This is a genomic window from Chloroflexus sp. MS-G (genome assembly GCF_000735195.1).
Classification (GTDB): domain Bacteria; phylum Chloroflexota; class Chloroflexia; order Chloroflexales; family Chloroflexaceae; genus Chloroflexus.
In genome coordinates, this window is the sequence record NZ_JPIM01000057.1 from 1 (window position 1) to 23,156 (window position 23,156).

Here is a 23,156-nt window from a genome sequence, read left to right on the forward strand (position 1 = left end):
GAGGCCGATCGGCATGCGCAGCAGGAGCGGAAGAAGCGCCTGCGCGGAGTGCGCCCGCTTGCGCGCGCTGGGGCGGAGCAGGACAACCCAGCGGCGACCCTGGTGGGCGGGGATGCGGTCGCCATCCGCAGCACGCTCAGCGACGATGGGCCAGCCCCGCTCGATGCGCCCGGATGGCGGTTGCAGGAGCGTCTCAGCCAGATCCAGCGCAGTATGCAGGCGCTGGCGCAAAAGGGGGATCGCGTCCGCTGCTGACCAAACTGCTCCGACTGGTCGAGCGAGCATTGGACGCGACCGCCGCGCTGTGGGCGCCAATCCGACGCGCCGACACACGGGTCTGGCCGGCGGCGACGGTGCTCAACACTGGGGCGGGAGTGCCAGCCGACCGGGTGCAGGCCGCCTCCCTGCGGGTGCGACGACGGATGGGACTGGGGAAGCGACACGGTGGCACGCTGGAAGGTGCGCTGACGCACGTCCTGAAGGGGACGCGCAGCGACGCGCCGGGGTTGTTCCACTGCGATACGCATCGGGACATCCCGCGCACAAATCATGGACTGGCGCAGTGCTTCGGGCAGCATCGTCATCACGAGCGCCGTACGACTGGGCGGAAACGGGGGACGCCCGACACGGTGTTGCGTGGCCCAGTGCGCCTGATAACGAGTGTCGCCAGCCGGCTGCAGCGCTGGACGGCCGCTGAGTTGGCACCATCACATGTCGCTGCCTGGCGCGAGGTGCGCCAGGCGGTGCGGGCACGCTTCGCCACCCGTGCGCAGGGTCTGCGCTTCCGCCGCGATCCGGACGCCTATGTGCGCGGCCTGGAGCAGCAGTTTCTCACCTCAGGTTTGCCGGTCTAGATAGGAACATATAGCGATGATCGTTCAAGCACCTTGTTATTCCCCAATTTAAACAGACGCATTCGGTGCGTTTGTTTGTACTACGATTTGTTGCAAGGCAAGAACGGGCGATTGGCAAATATTGATAGATTTCTTGGAAGTGGGTTTCAACCCGAGCGTATATTTGTGATTGCTTTGTTATGCGGTGATACTGGTAGTGGACTATTTCTTGATATTGGTTATTTCTTGAAGAATATGTTTCCTGAATCGCTAGCACTTTGCATCCTGACCGTTCCCGAAATATACCCGTCTGCATCCCACTTCTCAGATTACTTCAGGGGCAATGCTTATGCAGCGATAAGGGAATTAGAACATTTTTCCAGAAGCCATTACGAATTTGGTCCCGAAAATTATCGTCTTGTTTTTGACGGTGTGAATCCATTTTCCGAATACTGGGTAGTTGGCAACGAAGAGTTCGCTGGTTCAAAATCTGATTTATCAGCCTATTTTACAGAAATTGCACGAATTATGACTGAAAAAGTTGTATTATCAGGTTCTTTAGATGACAAAGCAGTGTATTTACCGTTATCAGAACATATCCAGTATTGGAAGTCTTGGGAGCAATCATTTCACAAGGTTATGAGCGACGGCGATTTTTCGCTTTATATCAGTCGTGAACTTGAATAAAAGCGGCATAACACCGGCTTGCAGTTGACGCCGCTCCGCTGCGCTTCGCGGCGGCTGAAGCGCAAGCCGTTAGGCTGCTTATCTGCTATCAAGAAAGTGCGCAAAAGTGCGCACACTTCTCTTCCTGCCCCGACGTGTCTTGTTGACCACCGTCGTCTCTGACAGGCGTGACTTTCCCGACTACGGCGGGGGCCATCCCCGCCGTAGCGCCGCCATTACTGGTCGGACTCGCCACGGGTAGGGCAGTTACGGTTGCCAGCCGTTTCAGGTTCAGCGCTGCGTTGAGGTCACGGTCATGGTGCGCGCCACATTGCGCACACACCCATTCTCGATCGCTCAACGTCAGCGCCTCGTTCTTCCAGCCACACTTGAAACAGAGTCGGCTACTTGGATACCAACGATCGGCGATGATGAGATGAGTACCGTAGCGTTTCGCCTTGTATTCCACCTGCGAGCGGAACACACCAAAGCCAACGTCAGCGATGGCGCGGGCGAGTCTCTCGTTCGCGAGCATCCCTTTGACGTTTACATCCTCGATCACTAACGCTTGGTTTTCGCGGCAGAGTCGAGTCGTGAGCTTATGAGTAACGTCCGCTCGGAGATTGGCAAGGCGGGCGTAGAGCCTTGCCAATGTCGCAGCGGACTTCTGCCGGTTGTTCGAGACCGGCAGGCGCGTTCCTTTGGGCAGGCAGGCATGGCGTCCAAACCCCGCCATCTCTTTGGCGGCTTCCAGCTTGCGGCTGAGACGCCGACTGCGAATCTTGAGGCGACGCAGCGCCGCTTTGAGCGGCTTTGGCGCTTCGATGACTTCGCCGTTGGAGATCGTTGCGGCAGCCTTAACGCCCAAGTCGATGCCATTGACATCGTGCGCCGTGCGACGCCGATAGCATTGCGCATCAGGCACTTCGACCTGTATTGCCACAAACCAACGATCCGCCGTACGCGAGACCGTCGCGCCCAGTATCTTTCCTTTGAATCGCAGTTCCTCGGTCATGGCGACGTCGCCGATCTTGGGCAGACGGATCGTCTTGCCGTCCAGACGGAACTTGTCGTTGGCTACGTAAAAGCTGTCGCGGCAGCGCCCTTTTTTCTTGAAGCGCGGTGCGTGCGCCTCTTTGCCAGCCTTGAGGTCGGTGAAGAATCTTTCCCAGGCTTTGGCGAGATGGGCAAACGGCTGGGCGTGTGCGTCCCGGTGAATGTCTCGCAACCAAGGCCGTCCGTTCTCATCGAGCCACTGTGGGTCGGTGTATTTGATGGCGTTGAACTGCTTTTTGAGCGCCATGGCGTTCGGCTTGCCGCCTGCTGCGTATTGTTTGTTCCATTCATTGAGCGCCCAGTTCCAGACGCGCCGCGCCGTGCCGCAGGCGCGCTTGAAGTAGTCGATTTGCTCAGGAGTCGGGCAAAGAGCGATCGTGTGGGTTAGTTGCATTGTTGGGCCTGTTTGACGCCATGTGCATCCTGTTTCAGCGCTGCATCCACCTGCTTTCGATCGTTCCTCACACCGTATCGCCGAGACGAACAACCGTGCACGATGGTCATCACGTCTTGCACCATTTCCGGTTCGGGAGACAGCCGTTCCTGGGTGAGCACCAGCACGTCGCAGCCATGGGTTTTGGCGTCATGTTCGAACCACTCAACGCCGAACCGGGTGAGGCGGTCCCGGTGCGCGAGGATCAGCATCGTGACGTCCCGTCGCCCGATCGCGTCCATACGGGCCAGCAACCGCTTGCGCTTGAAGTTCAACCCGCCGCCCACTTCCTCGATACCCTCGACCCCCGCCAATCCCGTCGCCACCACGACCTCTTCCAGCACGTTGCGCTGATTCGCCAGGTCCGGCTTCTGTGCTGCACGCGATACCCGACAGGAGGCGACCAGCGTGGTTGGCGCATGGTTCGCCTGCCGCAAACCGATGACCTCACGGATTTGCGTCTCAGGGGAGAGACGGCGGTTGCTGTCCGTTCGGGCCACCGGAATCAGCCTTCCTTCGCGTTCCCAACGCTGCAACGTCTTGACCGAGACACCAAGGAGTTTTGCGGCTTTCCCTGTGCGCATGGTGTTTTCCATGAGCACCGTTATACACTATCGCGTACTATAAGTCAAGCTAGAGTCCGGCTCCCTATGGGGCTCTAAACAGATGATTTCAAGAGGTTGTTTTGGTGATGAGTGAAACTACGACCTTGGTCTTACCGCTTGCCGTAAGAGAATCTCATAGTCTCTATCGTTCCAAGATCGACTCTTGTGCAAAAAGGTTGAACGTTACCAACTGAAACATGAGGTGGAACGCCGCTCAGGGGCAAGGAAGAAGCACCGGAAAAGCGAACCAATCATATCTGCCGCCGGTGCCAAGGCATTTTCTGCTTGACGGCTGCTCTGTTCTTTCGGTCCTCCAGGCCATTCCGCCTTTTGCTACGCCAGCAGGTAACGGTGCATTGGCCGCATGGTGCTCACGGTGGCCGAACCTATCACCATCCCGGCAGCCCGGAACACCCCTCGTACCGGCAACGTGCCTGCCGGAAAAGGATGCCTGACGCTGCGCACAATGGCTTCGATAGCGGCACGCAGATGGTGTCCGAGGGGACAGTCGGCTTGGGCGATTTTCCGCCGTTGTGCACGCCGCAGAGCGGCCTGGTCGAAACGCAACCGGGTGTCGGGTTGTTGCTTGTACGGGGTCACCGGGCATGTCTCGCGCAGTGGACAGCTCTGACAGGTCGCTTGCAGGAAGCGGGCCAGGAAGGAGGCCTGCTCTGCCGAGTGCGTGCCTTCGACCGTGTGCCCGTTGGGGCAGGTCATCTGTTGCGGTTGACCGTCTGCAGCGCAGGCACCCGCGAAGTCGTGCAGGCCCAGACGATGTTCATCGGGAGTGCGTCCGCGCAGCGCCGTCTGAATGTGCGTGATGCCCAAGGCATGCAGCAAGGCATCGGGTTGCTCGTTGACAGAGGCGCCGTCTGTGATGGCAGCCCGCAAGCCGGTGCGTGCTTGCAAGCGGGGAGCGGCTTCCAGCAGCACCTGGGGGTCGTCAGTGTTGGCCGGTGCAACGTGCGGATGCGTCATGAGTTGAACGGGATTGTCTGGGTCGCCAGGCTGGCTCAGGTGGGCGGAGAACCCCGGCACACGTTGTCCGTGTTTTGCGCGGTAGGCCGCCTCCAGGTCGTCAGGCGATTGCGGACGGGAAGCGCTCAATTCGTCTCCCTTTTTGCCCTCCAACCGCTCGGCGACTACCCGACAGTGTTCCACGCCCACCCGCGCCGGTACGGCGTAGGTCGGGTGGGTGTGATCCTCCGCTTCCAATGCGCTCACCAGGCGGCGCATGTCCGTGCCGATGCGCTGAAGCTGTTCGGCCAGGTCTTCCGTCTTCAGGCGATAGACGTATTGCCCGGCATGCCCCTTCAGATCGGGCGCAAACAACTCCGCATCGTGCCGCTGGTCGGCTTCCCCCACCATACGATGCACCCGCTGCAACACCGTCACCAGCAGGTGCACGCGTCCCATCCGCCGAATGTTGGAAGCCAGCAGCGTGCTGTCCATGCGCTGGTTGCCCGTCTTGCGCGAAAAGGCATGGATGTGAGCGTCAGTCCCCTGCGCGAAGGCCTAGTCAAGGAGATTGACGCCGGTTTCCTGCATATAGCGGCTGAGACGTTCGCGGAAGGAGTACAAGGTGCGCAGGTCAACATCCCCCGCGCTCAACTGACGTACCCAATGGCATAGCGCACCAGAACGTCGAAGCAGGCGTTATCGTCCAATTCTGCATCCGTCTAACCGTTGGCTGCTTTGAGAAATTCCAGCGATACCAGCACGGTGACTGGCACATGCGGACGCGAAGGCAGGTCTGCCTACCACCCTTCGCAGGGCGTTTCATCCAGACGGCAAAAGAAGTGCTGGGAGAAGGTTTCCGCCCAAGAGTTGTGCAAGCGTTTGCGCAGCGGCTCAGGCAATTCATCCACATGGCTGGGGAGAGGGATGTGCAGGTGACGGCTGTTCTTGCGGAACATGACGGCTCTCCGAGAGTTTGGGTTGCCCGCATTATATTAAGGTTTGCCCATTTTGAGGAGGGTATTCGGATAAAATTTGTCGACTCGTTTTTGCAGTGGAGTCATTAGTTAAAATACCCGATGCGTAGGTGGTTGAGATGAAGAATAAAAAAACAGGATTGCTGACCAAACGCTAGTGGTTACCGTGTACTCACAGCAACATGATGGCAAGTCGCTCCGATACATGAGGTTATACAGAGCGTTTGCCCTACTTGAAATACTAACTGACCATTCCCCTCGAATTGAGATAGGTTGTTCACCTGTTGCCTACTCTTCGCGGAGAATATAACCCACACTACGCACTGTATGAATCAGACGCGGTTCACCATTCGCCTCGAGTTTTTGCCGCAGATAGCGTACATACACTTCGAGGATATTACTCTCACCCCCGAAATCGTAATTCCATACCCGGTCGTAAATAATATCGCGGGTGAGGACCTGATTGGGATGGCGCATAAAGAGTTCGAGGAGATCGTACTCTTTCGCAGTCAGTTCTACCCGTCGTTCACCGATACGTACTTCCCGTGAGCGGGTATCGAGCGTTAAGTTGGCGAAACGCAACACATCTTGCGATTGAGCAGCTTGCCGACGGCGCAACTGGGCCCGAATCCGTGCCAGTAATTCCTCGAAGGCAAACGGCTTTACCAGGTAATCATCGGCCCCGGCCTCAAGGCCGGCTACCCGATCGCGCACGGCATCGCGTGCTGTGAGCATAATGATAGGCACATTTGAATCTGCACGGAGTCGACGAGCGACCTCGAAACCATCAACGCCCGGCAGCATCAGATCAAGTACGATCAGATCGTAGTCAATCGTAGCTGCTAACTCTAAACCGCGTGTGCCGTCGAAGGCCACATCGACCTGATACCCTTCAAGACTAAGGCCCCGACGCAGAAATGAGGCTATTTCAGTCTCATCTTCAATAACTAAAATTCGTATCATACTCGTAGTATACGCAGACAGAGCAGGCTCGTCAATGCGGTAAGGTTGTGTGGGATTTTCAAAGTTTTTTCCCGCCTGACAGTGGTAGGAGCGGGGATAGGGGTAAGTGGTAGGGGCAACCCACTCTGGATAGCGACATACTGATGCGACGAGCGATAGTTCCTGGTCACGCACCACAAGACCTGAGCTAGTGGCCCGCACTCTCGGAGGTAGTAAGAGTGTTTTTCAGACACGATCTATGCTGTAAGGTATATGCCTGCATCCTACTCGTATCACGTCTTGTTCATAGATGGGGAACGGAAGAAGACGGAAATTGGACGTCCCTTTTCAGTGGGGGGCTGCCGCACCTTATCCTTCCTGTCGTTTTTGACTGGGAAGGAATAAGGTGTGGCTCGCCAGCACATCCTAATGCGGCTCACTATCCAGTTCGTTGAGAAAATCCTCTGGATGCTGCCGAATCTCCAGACTACGCTGCTCGATCTCTCGTCGTAACTCACGGCGTAGACGGGCTGCCATCCAGCGCCGTCGTTGTTCGGCAGTTTCGATCCGGAGTGGTGGAACCGGGCACGGACGAAACTCCTCGTCAACAGCAACCATCGTGAAGTAGCAGGTCATTACATGACGCTGCGTGCGAGCGGTAATGTTTTCGGCGACCACTCGAATCCCAACCTCCATCGAGGTGTTTCCAGTATAGTTGACCGAGGCCAAAAATGTAACCAGCTCGCCGACATGAATCCGGGCCCGAAAGATGACTTGATCTACTGAAACGGTGACAACATAGCGCCCAGAATAGCGTGAAGCACAAGCATACGCTACCTGATCGAGCAGTTTCAGAATATGACCGCCATGCACATTACCGGCAAAATTGGCCATATCCGGTGTCATCAGCACAGTCATTTGCAGAGTGCGAAATTGTTCAGTCTGTGACTGCTCATGAGAGGATTGCATACACCATCCCACTCCCTGGATCAGGTATGAGTTTACTACTGTTTTTCAAGTATACTCATCCGAGATACGAGACGGTCATGTTCATGTTGCCTGGTGCCGGCTTTTCAAAGAGCAGAAGATAGTAGCGCCATAGACCGGCATTCAGTGTTCTGGTCTGGGCAATACAGGCTCGCATGGCGGCTATCTGGAGATTAGACTGTAGGCGTAGGGCGTGAAGGATTAGGGCCGCAGGTAGAGTTAATTGCGCAAAATGACCGAGGAATCGTAACGATGGCCCGGCGCTGAGCGTCAGATCATCACGTTGGCGTAACCGTAAACCGGTATGCTCTGCTAACGCAACCAGTTCATCGGCAGTCAGCAGATCAGGCATGGCCCACGGTTGCAACCAGGCCCGTAGTTGCTGACGCTCGGCAGATGTCAGCGTGGAACGAGCGGCAAAGCGGTCGGCAACGATCAACCGTCCGCCCGGACGAAGCAGGCGAATGATCTCGGTAAGGAGCGCTGGTTTATCGGGCGCGTGGCAGATACTCTCCAGCATCCAGATCACATCACAACATCCACTCCGTAAAGGGGTGGCAGCGTAATCGGCACAAAGAAACTGCGCATGACCAGCACGCCGGGCACGTTTTGCCTGTTCGGGTACTATCGTTATGCCGATGACCGGCCCCTGGTGGCTGGCTGCAATGCGGTTGGCACTGGCCCCGGCGCCACAGCCAGCATCTAACAGACACTCACCCGGTTTCAGGTCAACGGTCGCCAAGAGCGTTTCATCAATGGAACGAAGTGCAGCTCGATGACTGCGCGCCTGCTGCCATAACCCGGCATGCATCGCCTGCGACCCACGAATCCAGCCGAACACGCGAAACATCCAGTCGGTCTGACGGTAGAAGGCACGAACAGCTTGATGATGAGCAGACATGGCTATCGAAATGACCAGATACGCACTGTCGAGTCATAACTACCGCTGGCCAGCAGATGACCATCTGGGGTAAATGCAACACAGGTAACACTTTCATTATGGGAACCGAGTTCCCAGCGTAACGTTCCATCACTGATTTGCCAGACGCAAACAACCCGACCGTAGTGGGCACTGGCGAGGTAACGACCATCGGGGCTGAATGCCAGCCCAAAACATGCACCGGCAGGTGTGGACAGAACTTGCAGTGGTTGACCGTCGGTAACACGCCAGATAAAGATCATACCATCGGCGCTGGCACTTGCTGCCAGACTACCATCTGGACTTGCTGCCACGCTAAAGATAGTATCACCATGACCGCGTAGAGCGTACATCAGCGAGCGATCCGCCATTCGCCAGATGCGAACTATTCGATCATAGCCGGCCGAAAATAGTAACGATCCATCAGGACTAAAAGCAAGACTGTTGATCAGTCCCTCGTGACCAACGAATGTACCAATTGCCTGTCCATCGGTGCGATCCCAGAGGTAGATCACCTGATCCCAACCACCAGTGGCAATCACATGACCTTGCGGTTGAAATGCCACACTGAAACAAGCACCATGGCGCTTTGGGTCACCAAGGTGGAAGAGAAACGTTCCATCTGCGACACGCCAGACTCGTACCCCATGGAGTCGACCGGCTGCGGCTACCAGTTGACTATCGGGGCTGAACGCTATCGCGTTGATCTCACCGATATGACCGTTGATCGCCTGACGCAACTCAATATCGGGTAAATTCCACAGCCGGAGCATCCCATCCCATGATCCGGTTGCCAGTATCTGTTGATCTGGGCTGAACGCCACACTGCTTACCCAGCTTTGCACCGCCAGTATCTGATATAACAGCGGCTGTTGCGATACCCTTGCCGGTGGAATCGGTTGTTCAAGCTGAAACAGCCGATGATGGACGGCTAACAACTGTCGGCTCGGTCGCAGCGCCAATCGTTCTGGTTGGCGTAACCGTCGTCCAACCAACAAACCGTATTCACTATCGCGCAATTCAGGCGCAATCAGCACCTCAAGAGTCATGGCATCGACGGTGAGTAAACCGGCTTGAAAGAGTAATTGCAGATCGGCGCGCAACAATAGCGCATTGTGCGGTTCGAGTGGCCCCTGGGGATCGATTAACGTTGGTCGTAAGACAGCACGAACCTGACAGCCACTAATCGCACAGGTTCCATGGTAAGCAACCAACAATTCACGCCACAAAACATCGAGTGCCGACGAAGCGGGGTCGGCTGGTGTAGCGAGGAATCGGCCAGGAAATGATTGCTGCTGCATTGTCGTGTCGGACTTCCATCATACAAAACGGCACTGTTCCCACGTGGTAATCATCAGGATAGTGCTCATAGATAAACTACGGCTGTGTACGACCGATTGGCAAAATAACTTTTCTTTCAAGTGGATGAACATTGAAGTATCACATGATCGATGTACGACATGCCGACAAGCGAACAACACACTCAATAATAGTAATAGTAAGAGCGTGGTGTCATGACAATTTGCCTGTGCCAGATCGGTACGCGCGATGGTCATTGCCTTGATCCAGCCTGCAATGGGGAAGGCCGACGAAGATAATGAGCGGTCATCGCGCCTGATTCGGGATACCACTTAGGCACGAAATTGCTCTTGGAGCTACGAGAGAAACGGATTCCCGGCTGTCTCGCCATTCAGTACCGGAGGCATGCATATCCAGTGCTACCCTGTTGGCGAGGAAAATGGCGAAGATAGCAATCTTAAGATTTTTTTAACCACCTGGATACCGTCACGAGATCCGCTGGCGTATTGATATTTACCAGAGAGCGGCACTCCGGATCAAATTGCTGCCAGAGTTCAGGGCCAGGATCAACCCAACGCAGCGTCGTTAATACTACTTGTAAGCGGCGTTCACCGGCGGCAAAAGCCCGGCGTAGCGGATCGAGGGCACTCTGCCGGTAGATAGCCAGAAGTGGTTGCGGTGATCCTGGTGCTCCAGGATCAGTTGGCGCCAACACATCACCAACAAACGGCCAGTGTGCCAGGGCTGAAAGCAGTGCTGGTTCAATGAGTGGCATATCAGCGGCAATAACCAGAGCTGCCGGTGTGTGCATTGCCTGGAGCCCGCTGATCAGACCGCCAAGGGCACCACTTCCCGGCTCTTCATCGGCGACGATGCGAGCCGGTAGATCGGACCACGCGGCGCCGTCGTTCATCACGACGATAGTCTCAACACAGAGTGGTTTGAGCAAATCAACGGCGTGCCCAAGCAAATGCGGTCCCTGATCTCCCCACAATCGTAATCGCCGCTTGTCGGTGCCAAGACGACGACTGCGCCCGCCGGCTATCACAATGCCACTTAACGGATGATCAGACATATCAGCGGATGTTCAGACACAGACAGATGGTAATCAGGAGCCAACTTTACCGAGTGAGGCCAGAAACTCGGCGTTGCTCTTAGTCTTGGCCATACGGGTCAACATCAGCTCAGCGCCCTCATTTTCGCCAAGCATACTGACCATCCGGCGTAACATCCAGCTCTGGCGCAACGTTACCGGATCAAGCAGAAGGTCTTCACGGCGTGTTCCTGAGCGCTGGATGTCAACGGCGGGGAAGATACGCTTCTCGGCCAGTTTCCGGTCGAGGTGAAGCTCCATGTTGCCGGTACCCTTAAACTCTTCGTAGATTACGTCATCCATCCGTGAACCGGTATCGACCAGACAGGTTGCGATAATGGTCAGTGAACCACCATCTTCGATATTACGTGCCGAACCGAAGAAACGCTTCGGCGGGTAGAGTGCTGCCGGGTCAACTCCACCAGAGAGAGTACGTCCGCTTGGTGGCATGGCAATATTATAGGCGCGGGTCAAGCGCGTTAGTGAATCCATCAGGATAACGACATGGCGGCCATGCTCTACCTGGCGCTTTGCTTTTTCGAGCACTAGTTCAGCAACCTTAATGTGTTGTTCAACCGGTTCATCAAAGGTAGCGGCAACAACCTCGCCTTTAACCGAACGACGCATATCGGTCACTTCTTCGGGACGTTCTCCAATTAAGAGCACAATAAGCTGAATATCGGGGGCATTGGTCGTCACCCCATTTGCAATCGCTTTCAACAACATTGTCTTTCCGGCCTTGGGTGGGGCGACGATCAACCCACGCTGACCGCGTCCAATCGGTGCAATCACATCAACAATGCGCGTGGGTAAAATGTTTGGCTCCGTTGAAAGCACAATCTGCACATTCGGGTGAATGGGAGTCAGTTGTTCAAAGAGGGGACGTTTCTGCGCCATCTCTGCTGGCAGACCGTTGATCCGTTCAACGTACAGCAGGGATGGGTAGCGCTCAAGTTCTTTTGGTGGTCGAACCCGGCCTTCAATCATATCACCGGTACGCAGATTGAAGCGTCGGATCTGCGATTGAGCGACATACACATCGTCTGTGCTAGGACTGAGTCGCGCATTGCGCAGAAAGCCATGCCCATCCGGGACAATTTCTAGCAGACCAGCGCCCTGGGTGGTCACCGGTTCTTCAAGAACAGCGGTTGCTACGGTTGATGTAGTGGTGATGTCACCTTCACCAGATGACACCGCGTCACCATTTACCCGTCGCCGACGGCGACGAGTTCTGTCTGTTGTGTCAGAAGTTCCTGTAGTCATAGATTTTTCTTCCATCTTGTGATACATTACTCCTCTTTGTGGGATTGTTCAGGCGACTGTGCAGCTTCGCCAGATAATGTACCCGGTAGACGATCTGCCGGACGTTCACGATATCCAAGCGCTTCAAGGCGTTGACGAATCTCTTCGATCCCTTTGGCGCCCAGATTGCGGATGCCCATCAATCCACGATCATCAAGGCGCAGTAACTGACCAATGGTGTGAATATCCGCTCGTCGCAAGCTGTTGTAAGTACGAGTGCTCAATCCCAACTCATCAATTGAACGACTGGCGATCTCGTCGGGGATAGGTGGTGGCAAATGTGCTGGTTGCTCCACTTCTTCCGGCTGACTCAGGTTAACAATACGCCCGAAATACTGAGCCAGGATTTGTGCGGCATGGCTCAGAGCGTCACCCGGCTTGATTGTGCCATCGGTCCAGATTTCGATAATCAAGCGGTCGTAGCCGGTGAGTGGATCGTCACCAACCTCTTCGACCAAAAAGTTCACCCGTGGGATTGGACTGAAGAGAGCATCAACGGCGATTTCGCCAATCGGCATCCCGCTCACCGTATCCGCCAACTGCACGCCACGTCCACGCTCGACAGTAAGTTGCATCTCAAGGGTTGTGTGCTCGTCGTCAATCGTACAGATATAGTGTTGCGGGTTGACAATTTCTACGGTGCTGGGCGTATCAATATCTCTGGCGAACACAGGTCCAGGACCTTGTTTGACCAGTTGGAGCGCAACGGCGCGATCACTGTACGAACGGAGGCGAATTCCTTTGATATTGAGGACCAGTTGTGTCCCATCTTCTACTACGCCGGGGATGCTGGTAAATTCATGAATAACACCTGTTATCTTAATTCGGGTAATGGCCGCACCAGGGATAGACGAGAGCAGTACCCGACGGAGGGCATTCCCAAGCGAGGTGGCATGTCCCCGTTGTAATGGTGCAATTGCAAATCGACCGTAATTTTCGGCTGCAGCGATTAGGGTAACGCGAGGGGTGATAAGCGATAATTCAAGTGTTTCCATATTCCTGTTCCAGAAGACTCCGCAGCTTGGATCGCACCGGTTTCACATCTGCCGGTCTGGCGTGTTCAACAAATGATGCGCCTCGCCAGCCCAAGGCGTTTCGGCTCCATCAACTCAACCACAGTAACGAGAACGGGAAGCTGTGCTTACAGAGCGCCTGTTCGGCGGCGCTGTAGCGCAGTTGGTGGCAGAAATGCTCCCCAATGTGCGCGTGACCTTATTGTACCGGTGAGAGTTACACACTGTGATGGTCACAGACTCGTTATATAATACCACAAATTGTGATAAACGTGGCAATACAAGGAGTTGCTATGTTGACAGGCATTCGCCGTGAATGGCTTATAGCGACTCTTATTATGAGTGGTGTGAGCTGGATTTTGATCAGTCGTCCGCCGGATAATCATACCATGTCCGTTAGTCCACGAGCGGGTTTTATCGCGCCTGCGATTGTCTTGCCACAGCTCGATGGTGAGCTGGTCAGCTTAGATGCGTTCAAGGGACAGGTGGTGATCGTCAATTTCTGGGCCAGTTGGTGTGGCCCGTGTCGTGCCGAGATGCCAACACTCGAACGATTATACCAGATCGAACAGACACGTGGTCTGACAGTGCTAGCCGTCAACAGTACCTTCCAGGACGATCAGACGAATGTAGCGCAAATGCGACGCGATTTAGGTCTGAGCTTCCCAATTCTGCTCGACTACGAGGGTACGGTCGGTCATCGCTATGGTGTGCGCATGTTACCGACAACCTTTATCATAGATCGGCAAGGGGTGATTCGGCAAGTTCTGTTTGGTGGGCCATTGAGCGAGGCGAGCTTACGGAACGCTGTTGAACCGCTCCTGCGTGAAGAGTGATCGGGTTGTTTCGTTCTTAACGATGCTCGCTTGACCACGAGCGAGCAATGTACATCTATGCTTCCAGTCGTAAACATTGGCCCATTTGCCTTATACACGCCTGGCTTGATCTTCTTGCTGGGGAGCTGGTTGATCGTACAGGCAGTTCGGCGTGCTGCATTTACCCAGGGTCTCGACGGTGAGCGAATGGAAATCATTGTCGTCATTGTCCTCGTCAGCGGGATAATTGGCGCTCGTGTAGGCTATGCCCTTGCCGCATGGCCGGCTTACGTAAACGATCCTTGGGCATTCCTATCTCGTGATCTGCAAGCGTTTTCGTTGCCGTATGGAATTGTCACTGGTGTCATTGTTGGTAGCTGGCAGCTCTGGCGTCAACGTTGGCCACTATGGGTCGTTCTCGATACTCTGGCGCCGGGAGTAGCCCTGGCTGCCCTCACCTATGCCCTCATGCAATTCGCCAGTGGTGATGGTTACGGCTTACCCTCAACAGTACCATGGGCGATTCCACTTTGGGGCGAATACCGTCATCCAACCCAACTGTACGCCGCGCTTACTGCGCTAATAGCGCTGATCGTCTGGCGGAAGAATTATCGCAAGCCGCAACCCGCCGGGAGTCTTTTTCTCAACGTTTGTGCAATCCTGGCCGCCGGTACCCTGATTGGTAATGGCTTCAGCGCAGCCGACTGGCTCTTGCCGGGTCGGGTGAGAGCATCACAAGTTATTGCGCTGGCAGTCCTTATCTTGATTATCTGGGTTCGGCCTAAAATAACGCTGCAACCAAAGATCCAATAACACGATATACTAACAGCAATATAATCTCTTCTTTCCAGTAAGAAAAGACCCATGCGAGTACTGATCGTCGAAGATGAATTGATTATCGCTCAAGACCTCAGCCATACTCTGAAGCGCATTGGCCATTCGGTGATCGACGTCGTTACAAGTGGTGAGGATGCGCTCAGATCGGTTGAACGTCAGATGCCCGATCTCGTCTTGATGGATATTCGTTTGAGCGGAAGCATGGACGGAATTGAAGCTGCCCGGCGGATATACAACCGCTGGGGGATTCCAGTTGTCTTTCTCACCGCTCACGCTGACGATCAAACGGTACGTGAAGCATTACTGGCCGAACCATGGGCATATCTCCTGAAACCCTTCGACGAACGCGAACTCGAAGTTGCTATCACGGTGGCAGCGTATAAACACCGCTTGGAACGCCGTCTCAGATCAAGTGAGCGCCATCTGCGTACTACACTGACCAGTATTGGCGATGGGGTGATTGTCACCGATCCGCAGAGTCGTATCACCTTCGTCAATCCGGTAGCCGCTCGCATGCTCGGTATCAGTCCCGAGGAAGCTATTGGCTGGCCGCTGGCCCGTGTCTATACCCTGGTCGTCACCAATACCGGCTTACCCGCAGATAGCGCCGCGAACAATGCTATGAGCGATCTCCCAATGCCAGTGACGTTGTTGACCCGCCATGGTGAACAGTTGTTGGTTGAACACACGGTTACGCAAATTACTGGCGATGATGGGGTTAACGAGGGTGTGGTGATTGTGTTTCGCAACGTGAGCGAACGACAACGCGCCATTGATCAATTGCAAGAAGCGCGCCGACAGTTGCATCAGACGCAACTTCAGCTCGATCAGTATCGGCAGGCAATTACTACCCTGGGATCGCTGGCGTATAGGCTGCGGGAATCCCGCTCACCTCAGCAAGTCTATGCAGCAGTGATCACGGCTGGCGCAACGCTTCTGCCTGCGTACCGTGGGACACTTCTCATCTACCAGCGCGATACCGATCTCGTTCATCCTGTGGGGCATTGGGGTGAACCACTGGTTCACCGACCGGTGCCGCGTTGCTCTTGTTGGGGAGAACGGCGTTGGGCGTTGAGTATGGCTCAAGATGACCATGTCTGTCATTTCATCCCAAACGGTCTGCTTGGTGAGCGAATGTGTCTTCCGATTCATCAACAGAACGAAACTGTTGGGGTGTTGAGTCTGTATCATCCCGATCCCAGCGATGGTGGTAGTTATCAGTTGGCGGCTGTTGTTGCCGATCTGGCCAGTTTGGGTCTGAGTGCTCTTGCCGACTGCCCTGGCACCGATTCGTTATCATCGAATGATGCCTGAGTTCAAGACAGAGCGTACCGAAAGTACGAAGATCGCATCTACGGTATGGGTAAAAGACTTAGTATCTTTAATCGCTTTTGTCACTCGGTAGATATATCAATATTCTCTGTGATAAAGATTATCTGTTTGCAGTAACGTCACCTATGATATTGACTATCGCATCCCTGGTCAAACATTGCTACTGCCGATGCAGAAGATCGCCGTCGCACGCTCAGGCAGCAGAACTCTGGATTGGCACGAGATTAATACCCCGGCGATCAGCAGGGAGTTGAGCCAATGGACATAACTGATCAACCAGTAGTACCGCTGTTACGGCTATACGTCGCCGGGGCCACCAACCGTTCGACCCGTGCCATTACAACGGTACGACGATTGTGCGAACGGTATCTCCCCGGACGTTATCGGCTTGAGGTGATAGATGTGTATCAACAACCTGAGCGGGCACGTGAGGATCATATCATTGCTACGCCGACTCTCCTGATCGTTCACCCCGGTCCACCAACTGCCTTTATCGGCGAGTTACGTCCGTCAGACTGGCCGCGCATCGCTGCGGCATTGAATATTTTGACCGACGAAGAATGATGGTCTGTTGTACTTCCTCAAGCAGATTCAGGAGTGGTTTGGCAAAAGATGGACTCCCATACAATCGTTCCTGAGCCTGCATGAGCGTAAAGAACCTGAGCATAACCGGGAAGTACCTATGGAAAACGAACCACAGATGCATCCATCAGAGATCGCCCGTCTGCAAGCGCGCCTGGCCGAACTTGAAGAGCTGATGCGTGCGCTTCAGATGGGGGAAGCTGATGCAATAGTGATTGATGGCCCAAGGGGACCGCTCGTATATACCTTGAAAGGCGCCGAACATCCGTACCGCGTCCTGGTGGAGACAATGAATGAAGGTGCCCTGACCCTACTCGCCGATGGGACGATCCTCTACTGCAATAGTAAGTTTGCCGAGATGGTTGGTCTGTCGCAAGATCAACTTACCGGACGCTCGCTGCTTGATCTGGTGGCGCCAACTGATCGATTGCTCTGCGCCGAGCTGTTAGCTACCGGCGCCAACGGATCAAGCAAGGGGCCAATTACCTTGCAGGATGTGAATGGCGGCCAACGGCCGGCTCAGATTTCACTCCGTGCCTTGAAGAATGAGACCGAAGCGAATATGTGTGCGGTTGTAACCGATCTCTCCGGGCCGCAAGCCGTGGCGGCGCAACTTCGCGCAGCCCTGGCGGAAAAAGAATTACTCTTACGAGAAGTGCACCATCGGGTGAAAAATAACTTGCAGATTGTGTCCAGTCTTTTGCGCTTACAGGCAGAAAACATCAGCGATGAACGGGTAAGCGCAGCAGTGCAAGATAGTCAAAATCGGATTCGAGCGTTGGCCCTCGTTCACGAGCAATTGTACCGTTCAGAAAGTCTGGCCCACATTGATATTGGTGAGTACCTGCACAATATTTCGACCAGCGTCTGGCGTTCGCTCAGTATGCGGGGTAGCTCGATTCGGCTGGTGAGCGAAGTCTGTCACGGGGTTAGTATTAATATCGACCAGGCTATTTCGCTGGGCTTGATTGTGACCGAACTGGTCTCAAACTGTGTAAAACATGCTTTTCCCGAGCATAGTAAAGATGGTGTTATCCGACTGCGGGTAGCAAAAGAGGCCGACGTTCTGCAAATTGAGGTTGCTGACAATGGCATTGGCATGCCACCACAAGCTGCCAGCAGTGGTAGTCTGGGCATGCAATTGGTTCATGGTCTCTGTCGGCAACTCGGTGCGACGCTGAATATTCTCACCGACCAGGGAACAACGGTTACTATTCGTCTACCCATTCGGCTAGAGGAGCCACAAACTCATAAGGCATAGCCCGGTTGTGGTCAAGAAGCAGATCAGTTGGGGCGCAGCGGCGCTGCGCCCGTACATCTATCAGGTTTCTCCGTCGTGCCGTGAGACGATTATTCAGACACTCTCTAAGTACAGTTGATACGGTTGGAACGCTGGGAATTGACGATAGCGATCCATACGATCAGGGGTGTATACACGCAGCACTGTTCTGCTTCCAACGCAGTGCTGTACTCACCTCACCTGCCTGGCCGGTCATTCTCGCAGACGCACCTCTAATGAGTGCATGGCTGCCATCAACTGTTCTTGACGAATCGCAGCCGTGACATCACCCCGGGTACGTTCAAGCACGGCCCGCAGCGCATCGGTAGCACGGCGAAGCCCGCCGGTAATTGCTTCGGGATAATCAACCGTGATCAACGCACTGTAGACATCGTCCATGATCTCCAGTAACTGTTCGCCCCGTCGCACCTCGCCTCGCCGCAGACCGTCGAGGATGGCGCGTCGCAATTCGCTGGCGGCCTCGGCCAGACCGTTGAGATAGGCAGCCGGTTCAACCCCGATCATCTCACCGGTCGGCGGCTCTTCACCGGCCAGAAACGCAACGACTAGGTGGGCCTCGGCGTACTCTTTCAACGCATCTTGCGTATAACCGGCATAGCGCACTTCAGGTGCACCAACCGTAGCGTCATGAAGCTCGGCTGCTACTTCACCGGCCATTGCCAAAAGCTGGCGAGCAGTCGCGAAGTCTCCGCGATGCGCCGCTCGAATGCTGTTGGCGCTTTGTCGTACTAATATTCGGGTCGCAGTAATCGCTCGTTCCCGTGCATTGTGAATGCTCTCAAGCTGCACGACGCATCCGGCGACGATTTGTTCAATACTCATACCAGACCTCTTCCATTTCTTGTGTGGCAGCTATTATAGCAAAGCCGCGTGATGAGTGAGCGATTGCAGCGAGTTTCCAACCTATCGCAAGCTTTTACTCACTGACCGCCGGTGCACGTCGCCAGACAAAAATGCCCTGCTTCAGGTATGCTTCGCATCGCGAAGCACAGTATCTTCGTTCGCATCCCAGGCTAGTACCCGTGCTGGTGCCCCATCAGCATCGGCTATTTTAAGGGGTAGACAGGCAAAGGTATACTGTACTCCGCAGCGCAGGGCGGCGAGGTTACAGAGGTTCTCGGCGATCAAACAATGGGCTTGCAAGAGAATAACGTGGGCTGTGTCGCTGCCATCCACTGTTGAATCAACGTTTGGTGCATCGATCCCGATCAGGGTAATGCCACACGCTACCAACGTGCTGGTCAGGTCTGCGCTAAGGTACGGATGGTGGAAGTAGTCGTCGTTTCCCCAGAAATCTTCCCAACCGGTACGGATCATCACCATCATTCCGGCTTGAAGCCGGTTTCCTGCTAATACCTCTGGCCCAATTGGTGTGTTTGCCGCATAACCACGGGCATCAATAACGATCCCCGTCCCGATTAGTCGCTCTGGCGGAATTTCATCAACGCCGATTCCGTTGGTGAACCGGTGTCGCGGTGCATCCAGATGGGTACCACTGTGACTACCTAGACGCAGCGTGCTGATCTGCCATGGTGGTGCGAGTAAAGGCGTGATCGCTACCGGCGGATCACCCGGATAGACCGGCATTCCTGAGCTGATACAACGTGTCAAATCGTAGATCATCGGCGATACTCACTGATCGGCTGTGCTACAGGCTGCTGGGTGGTTATCAATCTCCCAGCCTCCGGGATAATCACAACACTTTCGGGACGAAAACCGATCTGTACAACCTGACCGATACTCGTATCGAGACCGGTATATGCGGTATATGGATGGGCAATCTCGATCATTGTTGTTCCAACCTCCACCCATATATGATAGAGCCGACGACCGGGCCGTCGTTCAACAATCCGGCCCGACAGAAGATTATGATCGACGAAACGAGTCAGCGGTCGATCAGGATAGACTAGACGAATCTCTTCTGAACGGACAAACGCCGTTACCTGTGATCCGACTGTTGGCGCCGGAGAAGGACACGTCGCTTCAATGCGCACGCCATTCCAATCAAGCCAGAGCCGATTCAGTTCCACAGCAACCACCTGACCCTTGATCATATTACTCAGTCCCAACATGCGGGCCACACGTGTATTCGCCGGAAAGCGACATACGGCATCAAGCGTACCAATTTGTTCAATCTGACCTTCACGGAGAATGGCGATACGCTGCCCAACGGCAAACGCATCATCAAGATTATGGGTGACGTAGATCACAACCAACCCACGCTCGGCCTGGAGTGTACGCAAATCGGCGTGCAACTGATCGCGCACCGGCTGATCAAGCGCCGAGAATGCCTCATCGAGTAGCAAAATTGGTGACTCGGTTGCCAGTGCTCGTGCAATCGCCACTCGTTGTTGTTGTCCACCTGATAATTCATGCGGTTTCCGATGGGCCAGATGGGCCAGGTTCATCCGTTCAAGCAGCTCGTAGGCCTGTCGCCGTCCCTGTGCATCGTTACCTGTCGGAAATGCTACATTTTCCAGCGCTGTCATGTGGGGAAACAGCGCATAATGTTGAAACACGTAACCTACCCGTCGACGGCGGGGCGGCAGGTTGATCGACGGGAGGCCGGGGCGTCGTTGAAAGAAGATCGTCTGATCCAGAATGATTTGCCCCTCGTCAGGCGTCATCAGCCCGGCAATCGCTTGCAGAGTCTGGGTCTTGCCTGCTCCCGAAGGGCCAAACAACACGAGAATTTCGGCTCCGACCTGCAATTGGATTGCCAGGGTCAGATGGGGAAACCGACGACGAATATCAACGTACAATTGCGGTTGCTTCCTGGTCATTCTGTAACACCTCTGACAGTGGAGTTACTGCTTCTGGTGAACGTTCCAGTCTTCTCACCCACCATAATCCGACAAACGCAATTGCCGTCATTACCAACACCATCAGATTAGCATCCTGGTACCGTTGGGCCTGCACGGCATCGTAGATCGCAATCGGTAGCGTCTGAGTACGACCGGGGATATTCCCGGTTACCATCAGGGTCGCGCCAAATTCACCCAATGCTCGTGCTGCACCCAATACAATACCGGCGATGATCCCTCTTCGTGCCAACGGTAGTGTGATCTGCATCAGAATCCGCAGCTCACCGGCGCCTAATGTACGCGCTGCCTGTTCTAGTCGCGGATCAACGTTTGCCAGAGCAGCCCGACTACTCTGAATCATCAGTGGTAAACCGACCACAACAGCAGCTACGACTGCTGCTGGCCATGAAAAGAGCAGTCGTATGTGAAACCATTCGACCAGTGGACTGCCACGTCCCAAGGCAAGGAGCAGATAATACCCAACAACACTGGGTGGCAGGATTAACGGTAGCATAAGGATGGTTTCAAGAATAGTTTGACCGGGAAAGTTCGTTCGTGCCAGCCACAGAGCCAGCGGTAGTCCGATGGATATAATACACACGGTTGCAACCGCCGCTACCTGAAGCGAAAGCCAGAATGCTGACCAGTTCATAGGCTATCCTCAACGTTCGATGATCTCTCCAGGGAGCAGAAAGCCGTATTTCCGCATAATGGCATGACCTTCTGGGCCAAGCACAAACTCCACAAAGCGACGTGCCGATTCAGCGTGTTGTGTTCCGTTCACCACTGCTGCCATCTGAATGAGCGGATGATCAGGGTGCAATTCGGACGGGATCAGTACCCAATACCCCTCCCTTTGTATACTAAGCGAGAGCGCGACAATTGCAACATCGACATTCCCGGTATCGGCCAGTGTCAATGTCTGAGCTACATTTTCACCGAACACCAGTCGATCTTCGATCTGTTTCCAAATCCCAGCTCGTTCCAGCGCTTCCCGTGCCGCCTGACCATAGGGCGCGTGCTCGGGGTTGGCAATTGCAATTCGACGGTACACCGGATCGGCGAGATCGGTGATCTGTTGAGGCCGCAACGAAGAGTCGGCCCGCGTCCAGATGGTGATCCGACCCTGAGCGTAGACCTTCATCGTTTCCGGATCGACAATCGCTTGGGCAGCTAAATCTTCGACCAAACGCTTATTAGCCGCGAAAAAGAGATCAATCGGCGCGCCCCGTTCGATCTGCTGAGCCAGTTGGCCGGTCGAGCCAAAGTTAAATGCTACCGGAATCCCGGTTTGCGCGGTGAAGAGTGGCCCAATTTCCTGAAAAGCTGGCGTTACATCAGCCGCTGCGGCAACGGTCAGCTCACCGGTATCGGCGTGTGTCGTACCGCATGCGACAAGAAACGGCAGAATGAACAAGACGACAAGCCAGGGGCGCGTCATACCTCCCTCTCAGTTCCGCTCAATCTCGTCTTGAAGCGCTATCTCACGCCAACACGCTTCCAACCAGTGGATTGTAGCCTGTAACTGTCCGGCACGGTACTGCAACACGAGCCGCTCAAACGAGTCGGTTGCTAAACGAGCAATGCGTTCCTCGTTATCTGCTAACCATTGCCGACAACAGGCTAACTGGCGTTCAAGCAATTGGACGACCGTTGACGAACCTTCAAGACGTGCAAAATAGAACTTCGCCAGAAACTCAAGCCGCATATCACGCCCATGTGCAACTGGAGTCGTGACCCAGGCCACAAAACGTGACTCGCCAGCAGGGGTCAGCGAAAGCACCTTGCGCGGTGGTCGGCTCCCCTGTGTTTCAAGCTGGTGACTGAGGTAGCCATCGGCTTCAAGCCGGTCGAGTAAGGCATAGAGGTGACTCTGCTTTACTTGCCAGATAAAGCCGAGTGTATCTTTTCGTTGCAATTGCTGGAACAATTCATACGGATGCATTGGCTGTCGGCGTAATAGGCCGAGTAAAGCCAGCTCGATGGTGAGCGATTGTTTAGCTGAAGCCATTGTGACCTGCTAGGTGCCGGAATATTCATTATCCGGTGCAATGATAGACCCTGACGGCGCTTTATCTGATGAGATTCGATGTCAGGGATGAGCAATTGTCAGGTACCGTAAATATCCGACGGGTTATTTTCAGACAAAATTATCATCTCTTGAGTATTCAGAATGTGAGTATTCTAGCTGAATGACCAGTCAGAGTCAAGAGGATGCTACTGATGAGCAGTTTTAGCGCCTGCCAGGCAGTGTTGACAGCGGAGAAACGGTGAGGTATGAGGTGAGAAGGGCTAACTATCACCGTTGTTGTGGCGATGATGTCTATCACCGCAGCGGTAGAGGCAGGTTCCGAACTCGCACCCGATAGTATGCTACTACACCAGAGGTGGCTTACAGCCGCAC

Annotated in this window: 23 protein-coding genes and 1 pseudogene; 8 read left to right on the top strand and 16 right to left on the bottom strand. The window is 54.7% G+C overall.

Annotation, left to right across the window (positions count from 1 at the left end; genetic code table 11):
- From JE47_RS21790 to JE47_RS0111540, 3 genes and pseudogenes are all read left to right on the top strand, one after another.
- Nucleotides 1-255: pseudogene (locus JE47_RS21790) on the top strand (ISNCY family transposase); the annotation flags it as partial.
- A gap of 374 nt (nucleotides 256-629) precedes the next feature.
- Nucleotides 630-854 carry a hypothetical protein gene (locus tag JE47_RS21600; RefSeq protein ID WP_152556045.1) on the top strand — a complete coding sequence of 75 codons (225 nt, stop codon included), beginning with the start codon at nucleotides 630-632 and terminating at the stop codon, nucleotides 852-854.
- Between the two features lie 75 nt (nucleotides 855-929).
- On the top strand, nucleotides 930-1,520 hold the full coding sequence (locus JE47_RS0111540; protein ID WP_160173283.1) for a tubulin-like doman-containing protein: 591 nt from the start codon (nucleotides 930-932) through the stop codon (nucleotides 1,518-1,520).
- Nucleotides 1,521-1,608: 88 nt separating this feature from the next.
- Here the strand turns inward: JE47_RS0111540 and JE47_RS0111545 are convergent, their stop codons facing one another.
- From JE47_RS0111545 to JE47_RS0111600, 10 genes are all read right to left on the bottom strand, one after another.
- A complete protein-coding gene (locus JE47_RS0111545; protein WP_031459907.1) occupies nucleotides 1,609-2,949 on the bottom strand; it encodes an RNA-guided endonuclease InsQ/TnpB family protein in 1,341 nt (446 codons plus the stop codon).
- Nucleotides 2,940-3,584: an IS607 family transposase gene (locus JE47_RS0111550; RefSeq protein ID WP_031459908.1), complete on the bottom strand. Its 645-nt coding sequence runs from the start codon at nucleotides 3,582-3,584 to the stop codon at nucleotides 2,940-2,942. The genes JE47_RS0111545 and JE47_RS0111550 overlap by 10 nt, the downstream gene beginning before the upstream one ends.
- A 342-nt stretch (nucleotides 3,585-3,926) precedes the next feature.
- Complete coding sequence (locus tag JE47_RS0111555; protein ID WP_031459909.1) at nucleotides 3,927-5,045, bottom strand: transposase; 1,119 nt, start codon at nucleotides 5,043-5,045, stop codon at nucleotides 3,927-3,929.
- Nucleotides 5,046-5,815: 770 nt separating this feature from the next.
- Nucleotides 5,816-6,490, bottom strand: a complete 675-nt coding sequence (locus tag JE47_RS0111570; protein ID WP_031459911.1) for a response regulator transcription factor — start codon at nucleotides 6,488-6,490, stop codon at nucleotides 5,816-5,818.
- Nucleotides 6,491-6,895: 405 nt separating this feature from the next.
- A complete protein-coding gene (locus JE47_RS0111575; RefSeq protein ID WP_031459912.1) occupies nucleotides 6,896-7,438 on the bottom strand; it encodes an acyl-CoA thioesterase in 543 nt (180 codons plus the stop codon).
- 55 nt (nucleotides 7,439-7,493) lie between these two features.
- A complete protein-coding gene (locus JE47_RS0111580) occupies nucleotides 7,494-8,357 on the bottom strand; it encodes a class I SAM-dependent methyltransferase (RefSeq protein ID WP_035419387.1) in 864 nt (287 codons plus the stop codon).
- Nucleotides 8,358-8,359: 2 nt separating this feature from the next.
- Nucleotides 8,360-9,676 carry a WD40 repeat domain-containing protein gene (locus tag JE47_RS0111585; RefSeq protein ID WP_031459914.1) on the bottom strand — a complete coding sequence of 439 codons (1,317 nt, stop codon included), beginning with the start codon at nucleotides 9,674-9,676 and terminating at the stop codon, nucleotides 8,360-8,362.
- 455 nt (nucleotides 9,677-10,131) lie between these two features.
- Nucleotides 10,132-10,749 (bottom strand): molybdenum cofactor guanylyltransferase, encoded by a 618-nt coding sequence (gene mobA, locus JE47_RS0111590; RefSeq protein ID WP_031459915.1) that lies wholly within the window; start codon nucleotides 10,747-10,749, stop codon nucleotides 10,132-10,134.
- Between the two features lie 33 nt (nucleotides 10,750-10,782).
- On the bottom strand, nucleotides 10,783-12,045 hold the full coding sequence (gene rho, locus JE47_RS0111595) for a transcription termination factor Rho (RefSeq protein ID WP_031459916.1): 1,263 nt from the start codon (nucleotides 12,043-12,045) through the stop codon (nucleotides 10,783-10,785).
- Nucleotides 12,046-12,056: 11 nt separating this feature from the next.
- The gene (locus tag JE47_RS0111600) at nucleotides 12,057-13,064 is read right to left on the bottom strand and encodes a DNA-directed RNA polymerase subunit alpha (protein WP_031459917.1); all 1,008 of its coding nucleotides are present in this window, start codon (nucleotides 13,062-13,064) and stop codon (nucleotides 12,057-12,059) included.
- Between the two features lie 311 nt (nucleotides 13,065-13,375).
- On the opposite strand from JE47_RS0111600, the gene JE47_RS0111605 reads away from it, so the two are divergent.
- The 5 genes from JE47_RS0111605 (at nucleotide 13,376) to JE47_RS0111625 (ending at nucleotide 17,909) form a co-directional block, all read left to right on the top strand.
- The gene (locus tag JE47_RS0111605) at nucleotides 13,376-13,918 is read left to right on the top strand and encodes a TlpA family protein disulfide reductase (protein WP_031459918.1); all 543 of its coding nucleotides are present in this window, start codon (nucleotides 13,376-13,378) and stop codon (nucleotides 13,916-13,918) included.
- Between the two features lie 57 nt (nucleotides 13,919-13,975).
- A complete protein-coding gene (locus JE47_RS0111610) occupies nucleotides 13,976-14,710 on the top strand; it encodes a prolipoprotein diacylglyceryl transferase (protein ID WP_031459919.1) in 735 nt (244 codons plus the stop codon).
- Between the two features lie 51 nt (nucleotides 14,711-14,761).
- On the top strand, nucleotides 14,762-16,048 hold the full coding sequence (locus JE47_RS0111615; protein WP_035419389.1) for a response regulator: 1,287 nt from the start codon (nucleotides 14,762-14,764) through the stop codon (nucleotides 16,046-16,048).
- Between the two features lie 276 nt (nucleotides 16,049-16,324).
- Nucleotides 16,325-16,630: a circadian clock KaiB family protein gene (locus JE47_RS0111620; RefSeq protein WP_031459921.1), complete on the top strand. Its 306-nt coding sequence runs from the start codon at nucleotides 16,325-16,327 to the stop codon at nucleotides 16,628-16,630.
- Nucleotides 16,631-16,748: 118 nt separating this feature from the next.
- Nucleotides 16,749-17,909 (top strand): histidine kinase dimerization/phosphoacceptor domain -containing protein, encoded by a 1,161-nt coding sequence (locus JE47_RS0111625; protein WP_031459922.1) that lies wholly within the window; start codon nucleotides 16,749-16,751, stop codon nucleotides 17,907-17,909.
- A gap of 231 nt (nucleotides 17,910-18,140) precedes the next feature.
- On the opposite strand, the gene JE47_RS0111630 is transcribed toward JE47_RS0111625, so the two are convergent.
- From JE47_RS0111630 to JE47_RS0111655, 6 genes are all read right to left on the bottom strand, one after another.
- A complete protein-coding gene (locus JE47_RS0111630; RefSeq protein ID WP_031459923.1) occupies nucleotides 18,141-18,770 on the bottom strand; it encodes a haloacid dehalogenase in 630 nt (209 codons plus the stop codon).
- 141 nt (nucleotides 18,771-18,911) lie between these two features.
- A complete protein-coding gene (locus tag JE47_RS0111635) occupies nucleotides 18,912-19,571 on the bottom strand; it encodes a cyclase family protein (RefSeq protein ID WP_051871144.1) in 660 nt (219 codons plus the stop codon).
- Nucleotides 19,568-20,731, bottom strand: a complete 1,164-nt coding sequence (locus JE47_RS0111640; RefSeq protein ID WP_035419391.1) for an ABC transporter ATP-binding protein — start codon at nucleotides 20,729-20,731, stop codon at nucleotides 19,568-19,570. The genes JE47_RS0111635 and JE47_RS0111640 overlap by 4 nt, the downstream gene beginning before the upstream one ends.
- Nucleotides 20,700-21,404: a molybdate ABC transporter permease subunit gene (gene modB, locus JE47_RS0111645; protein WP_035419393.1), complete on the bottom strand. Its 705-nt coding sequence runs from the start codon at nucleotides 21,402-21,404 to the stop codon at nucleotides 20,700-20,702. Before modB ends, JE47_RS0111640 begins: the two co-directional genes overlap by 32 nt.
- A 9-nt stretch (nucleotides 21,405-21,413) precedes the next feature.
- Nucleotides 21,414-22,193, bottom strand: a complete 780-nt coding sequence (gene modA, locus JE47_RS0111650) for a molybdate ABC transporter substrate-binding protein (RefSeq protein WP_031459927.1) — start codon at nucleotides 22,191-22,193, stop codon at nucleotides 21,414-21,416.
- Nucleotides 22,194-22,202: 9 nt separating this feature from the next.
- The gene (locus tag JE47_RS0111655; RefSeq protein WP_035419395.1) at nucleotides 22,203-22,763 is read right to left on the bottom strand and encodes a PadR family transcriptional regulator; all 561 of its coding nucleotides are present in this window, start codon (nucleotides 22,761-22,763) and stop codon (nucleotides 22,203-22,205) included.
- Between the last annotated feature and the right edge of the window lie 393 nt (nucleotides 22,764-23,156).

What these genes read in the sequence shown, in the direction of transcription:
- JE47_RS0111575 (WP_031459912.1), bottom strand. Translation starts at nt 7,438, where the DNA reads ATGCAATCCTCTCATGAGCAGTCACAGACTGAACAATTTCGCACTCTG.
- JE47_RS0111585 (WP_031459914.1), bottom strand. Translation starts at nt 9,676, where the DNA reads ATGCAGCAGCAATCATTTCCTGGCCGATTCCTCGCTACACCAGCCGAC.
- mobA (WP_031459915.1), bottom strand. Translation starts at nt 10,749, where the DNA reads ATGTCTGATCATCCGTTAAGTGGCATTGTGATAGCCGGCGGGCGCAGT.
- JE47_RS0111630 (WP_031459923.1), bottom strand. Translation starts at nt 18,770, where the DNA reads ATGAGTATTGAACAAATCGTCGCCGGATGCGTCGTGCAGCTTGAGAGC.
- modB (WP_035419393.1), bottom strand. Translation starts at nt 21,404, where the DNA reads ATGAACTGGTCAGCATTCTGGCTTTCGCTTCAGGTAGCGGCGGTTGCA.
- JE47_RS0111570 (WP_031459911.1), bottom strand. Translation starts at nt 6,490, where the DNA reads ATGATACGAATTTTAGTTATTGAAGATGAGACTGAAATAGCCTCATTT.
- JE47_RS0111625 (WP_031459922.1), top strand. Translation starts at nt 16,749, where the DNA reads ATGGAAAACGAACCACAGATGCATCCATCAGAGATCGCCCGTCTGCAA.
- JE47_RS0111555 (WP_031459909.1), bottom strand. Translation starts at nt 5,045, where the DNA reads ATGGACAGCACGCTGCTGGCTTCCAACATTCGGCGGATGGGACGCGTG.
- JE47_RS0111600 (WP_031459917.1), bottom strand. Translation starts at nt 13,064, where the DNA reads ATGGAAACACTTGAATTATCGCTTATCACCCCTCGCGTTACCCTAATC.
- JE47_RS0111610 (WP_031459919.1), top strand. Translation starts at nt 13,976, where the DNA reads ATGCTTCCAGTCGTAAACATTGGCCCATTTGCCTTATACACGCCTGGC.
- modA (WP_031459927.1), bottom strand. Translation starts at nt 22,193, where the DNA reads ATGACGCGCCCCTGGCTTGTCGTCTTGTTCATTCTGCCGTTTCTTGTC.
- JE47_RS0111615 (WP_035419389.1), top strand. Translation starts at nt 14,762, where the DNA reads ATGCGAGTACTGATCGTCGAAGATGAATTGATTATCGCTCAAGACCTC.
- JE47_RS0111605 (WP_031459918.1), top strand. Translation starts at nt 13,376, where the DNA reads ATGTTGACAGGCATTCGCCGTGAATGGCTTATAGCGACTCTTATTATG.
- JE47_RS0111545 (WP_031459907.1), bottom strand. Translation starts at nt 2,949, where the DNA reads ATGCAACTAACCCACACGATCGCTCTTTGCCCGACTCCTGAGCAAATC.
- JE47_RS0111620 (WP_031459921.1), top strand. Translation starts at nt 16,325, where the DNA reads ATGGACATAACTGATCAACCAGTAGTACCGCTGTTACGGCTATACGTC.
- JE47_RS0111635 (WP_051871144.1), bottom strand. Translation starts at nt 19,571, where the DNA reads ATGATCTACGATTTGACACGTTGTATCAGCTCAGGAATGCCGGTCTAT.
- JE47_RS0111550 (WP_031459908.1), bottom strand. Translation starts at nt 3,584, where the DNA reads ATGGAAAACACCATGCGCACAGGGAAAGCCGCAAAACTCCTTGGTGTC.
- JE47_RS0111580 (WP_035419387.1), bottom strand. Translation starts at nt 8,357, where the DNA reads ATGTCTGCTCATCATCAAGCTGTTCGTGCCTTCTACCGTCAGACCGAC.
- JE47_RS0111655 (WP_035419395.1), bottom strand. Translation starts at nt 22,763, where the DNA reads ATGGCTTCAGCTAAACAATCGCTCACCATCGAGCTGGCTTTACTCGGC.
- JE47_RS0111640 (WP_035419391.1), bottom strand. Translation starts at nt 20,731, where the DNA reads ATGACCAGGAAGCAACCGCAATTGTACGTTGATATTCGTCGTCGGTTT.
- rho (WP_031459916.1), bottom strand. Translation starts at nt 12,045, where the DNA reads ATGGAAGAAAAATCTATGACTACAGGAACTTCTGACACAACAGACAGA.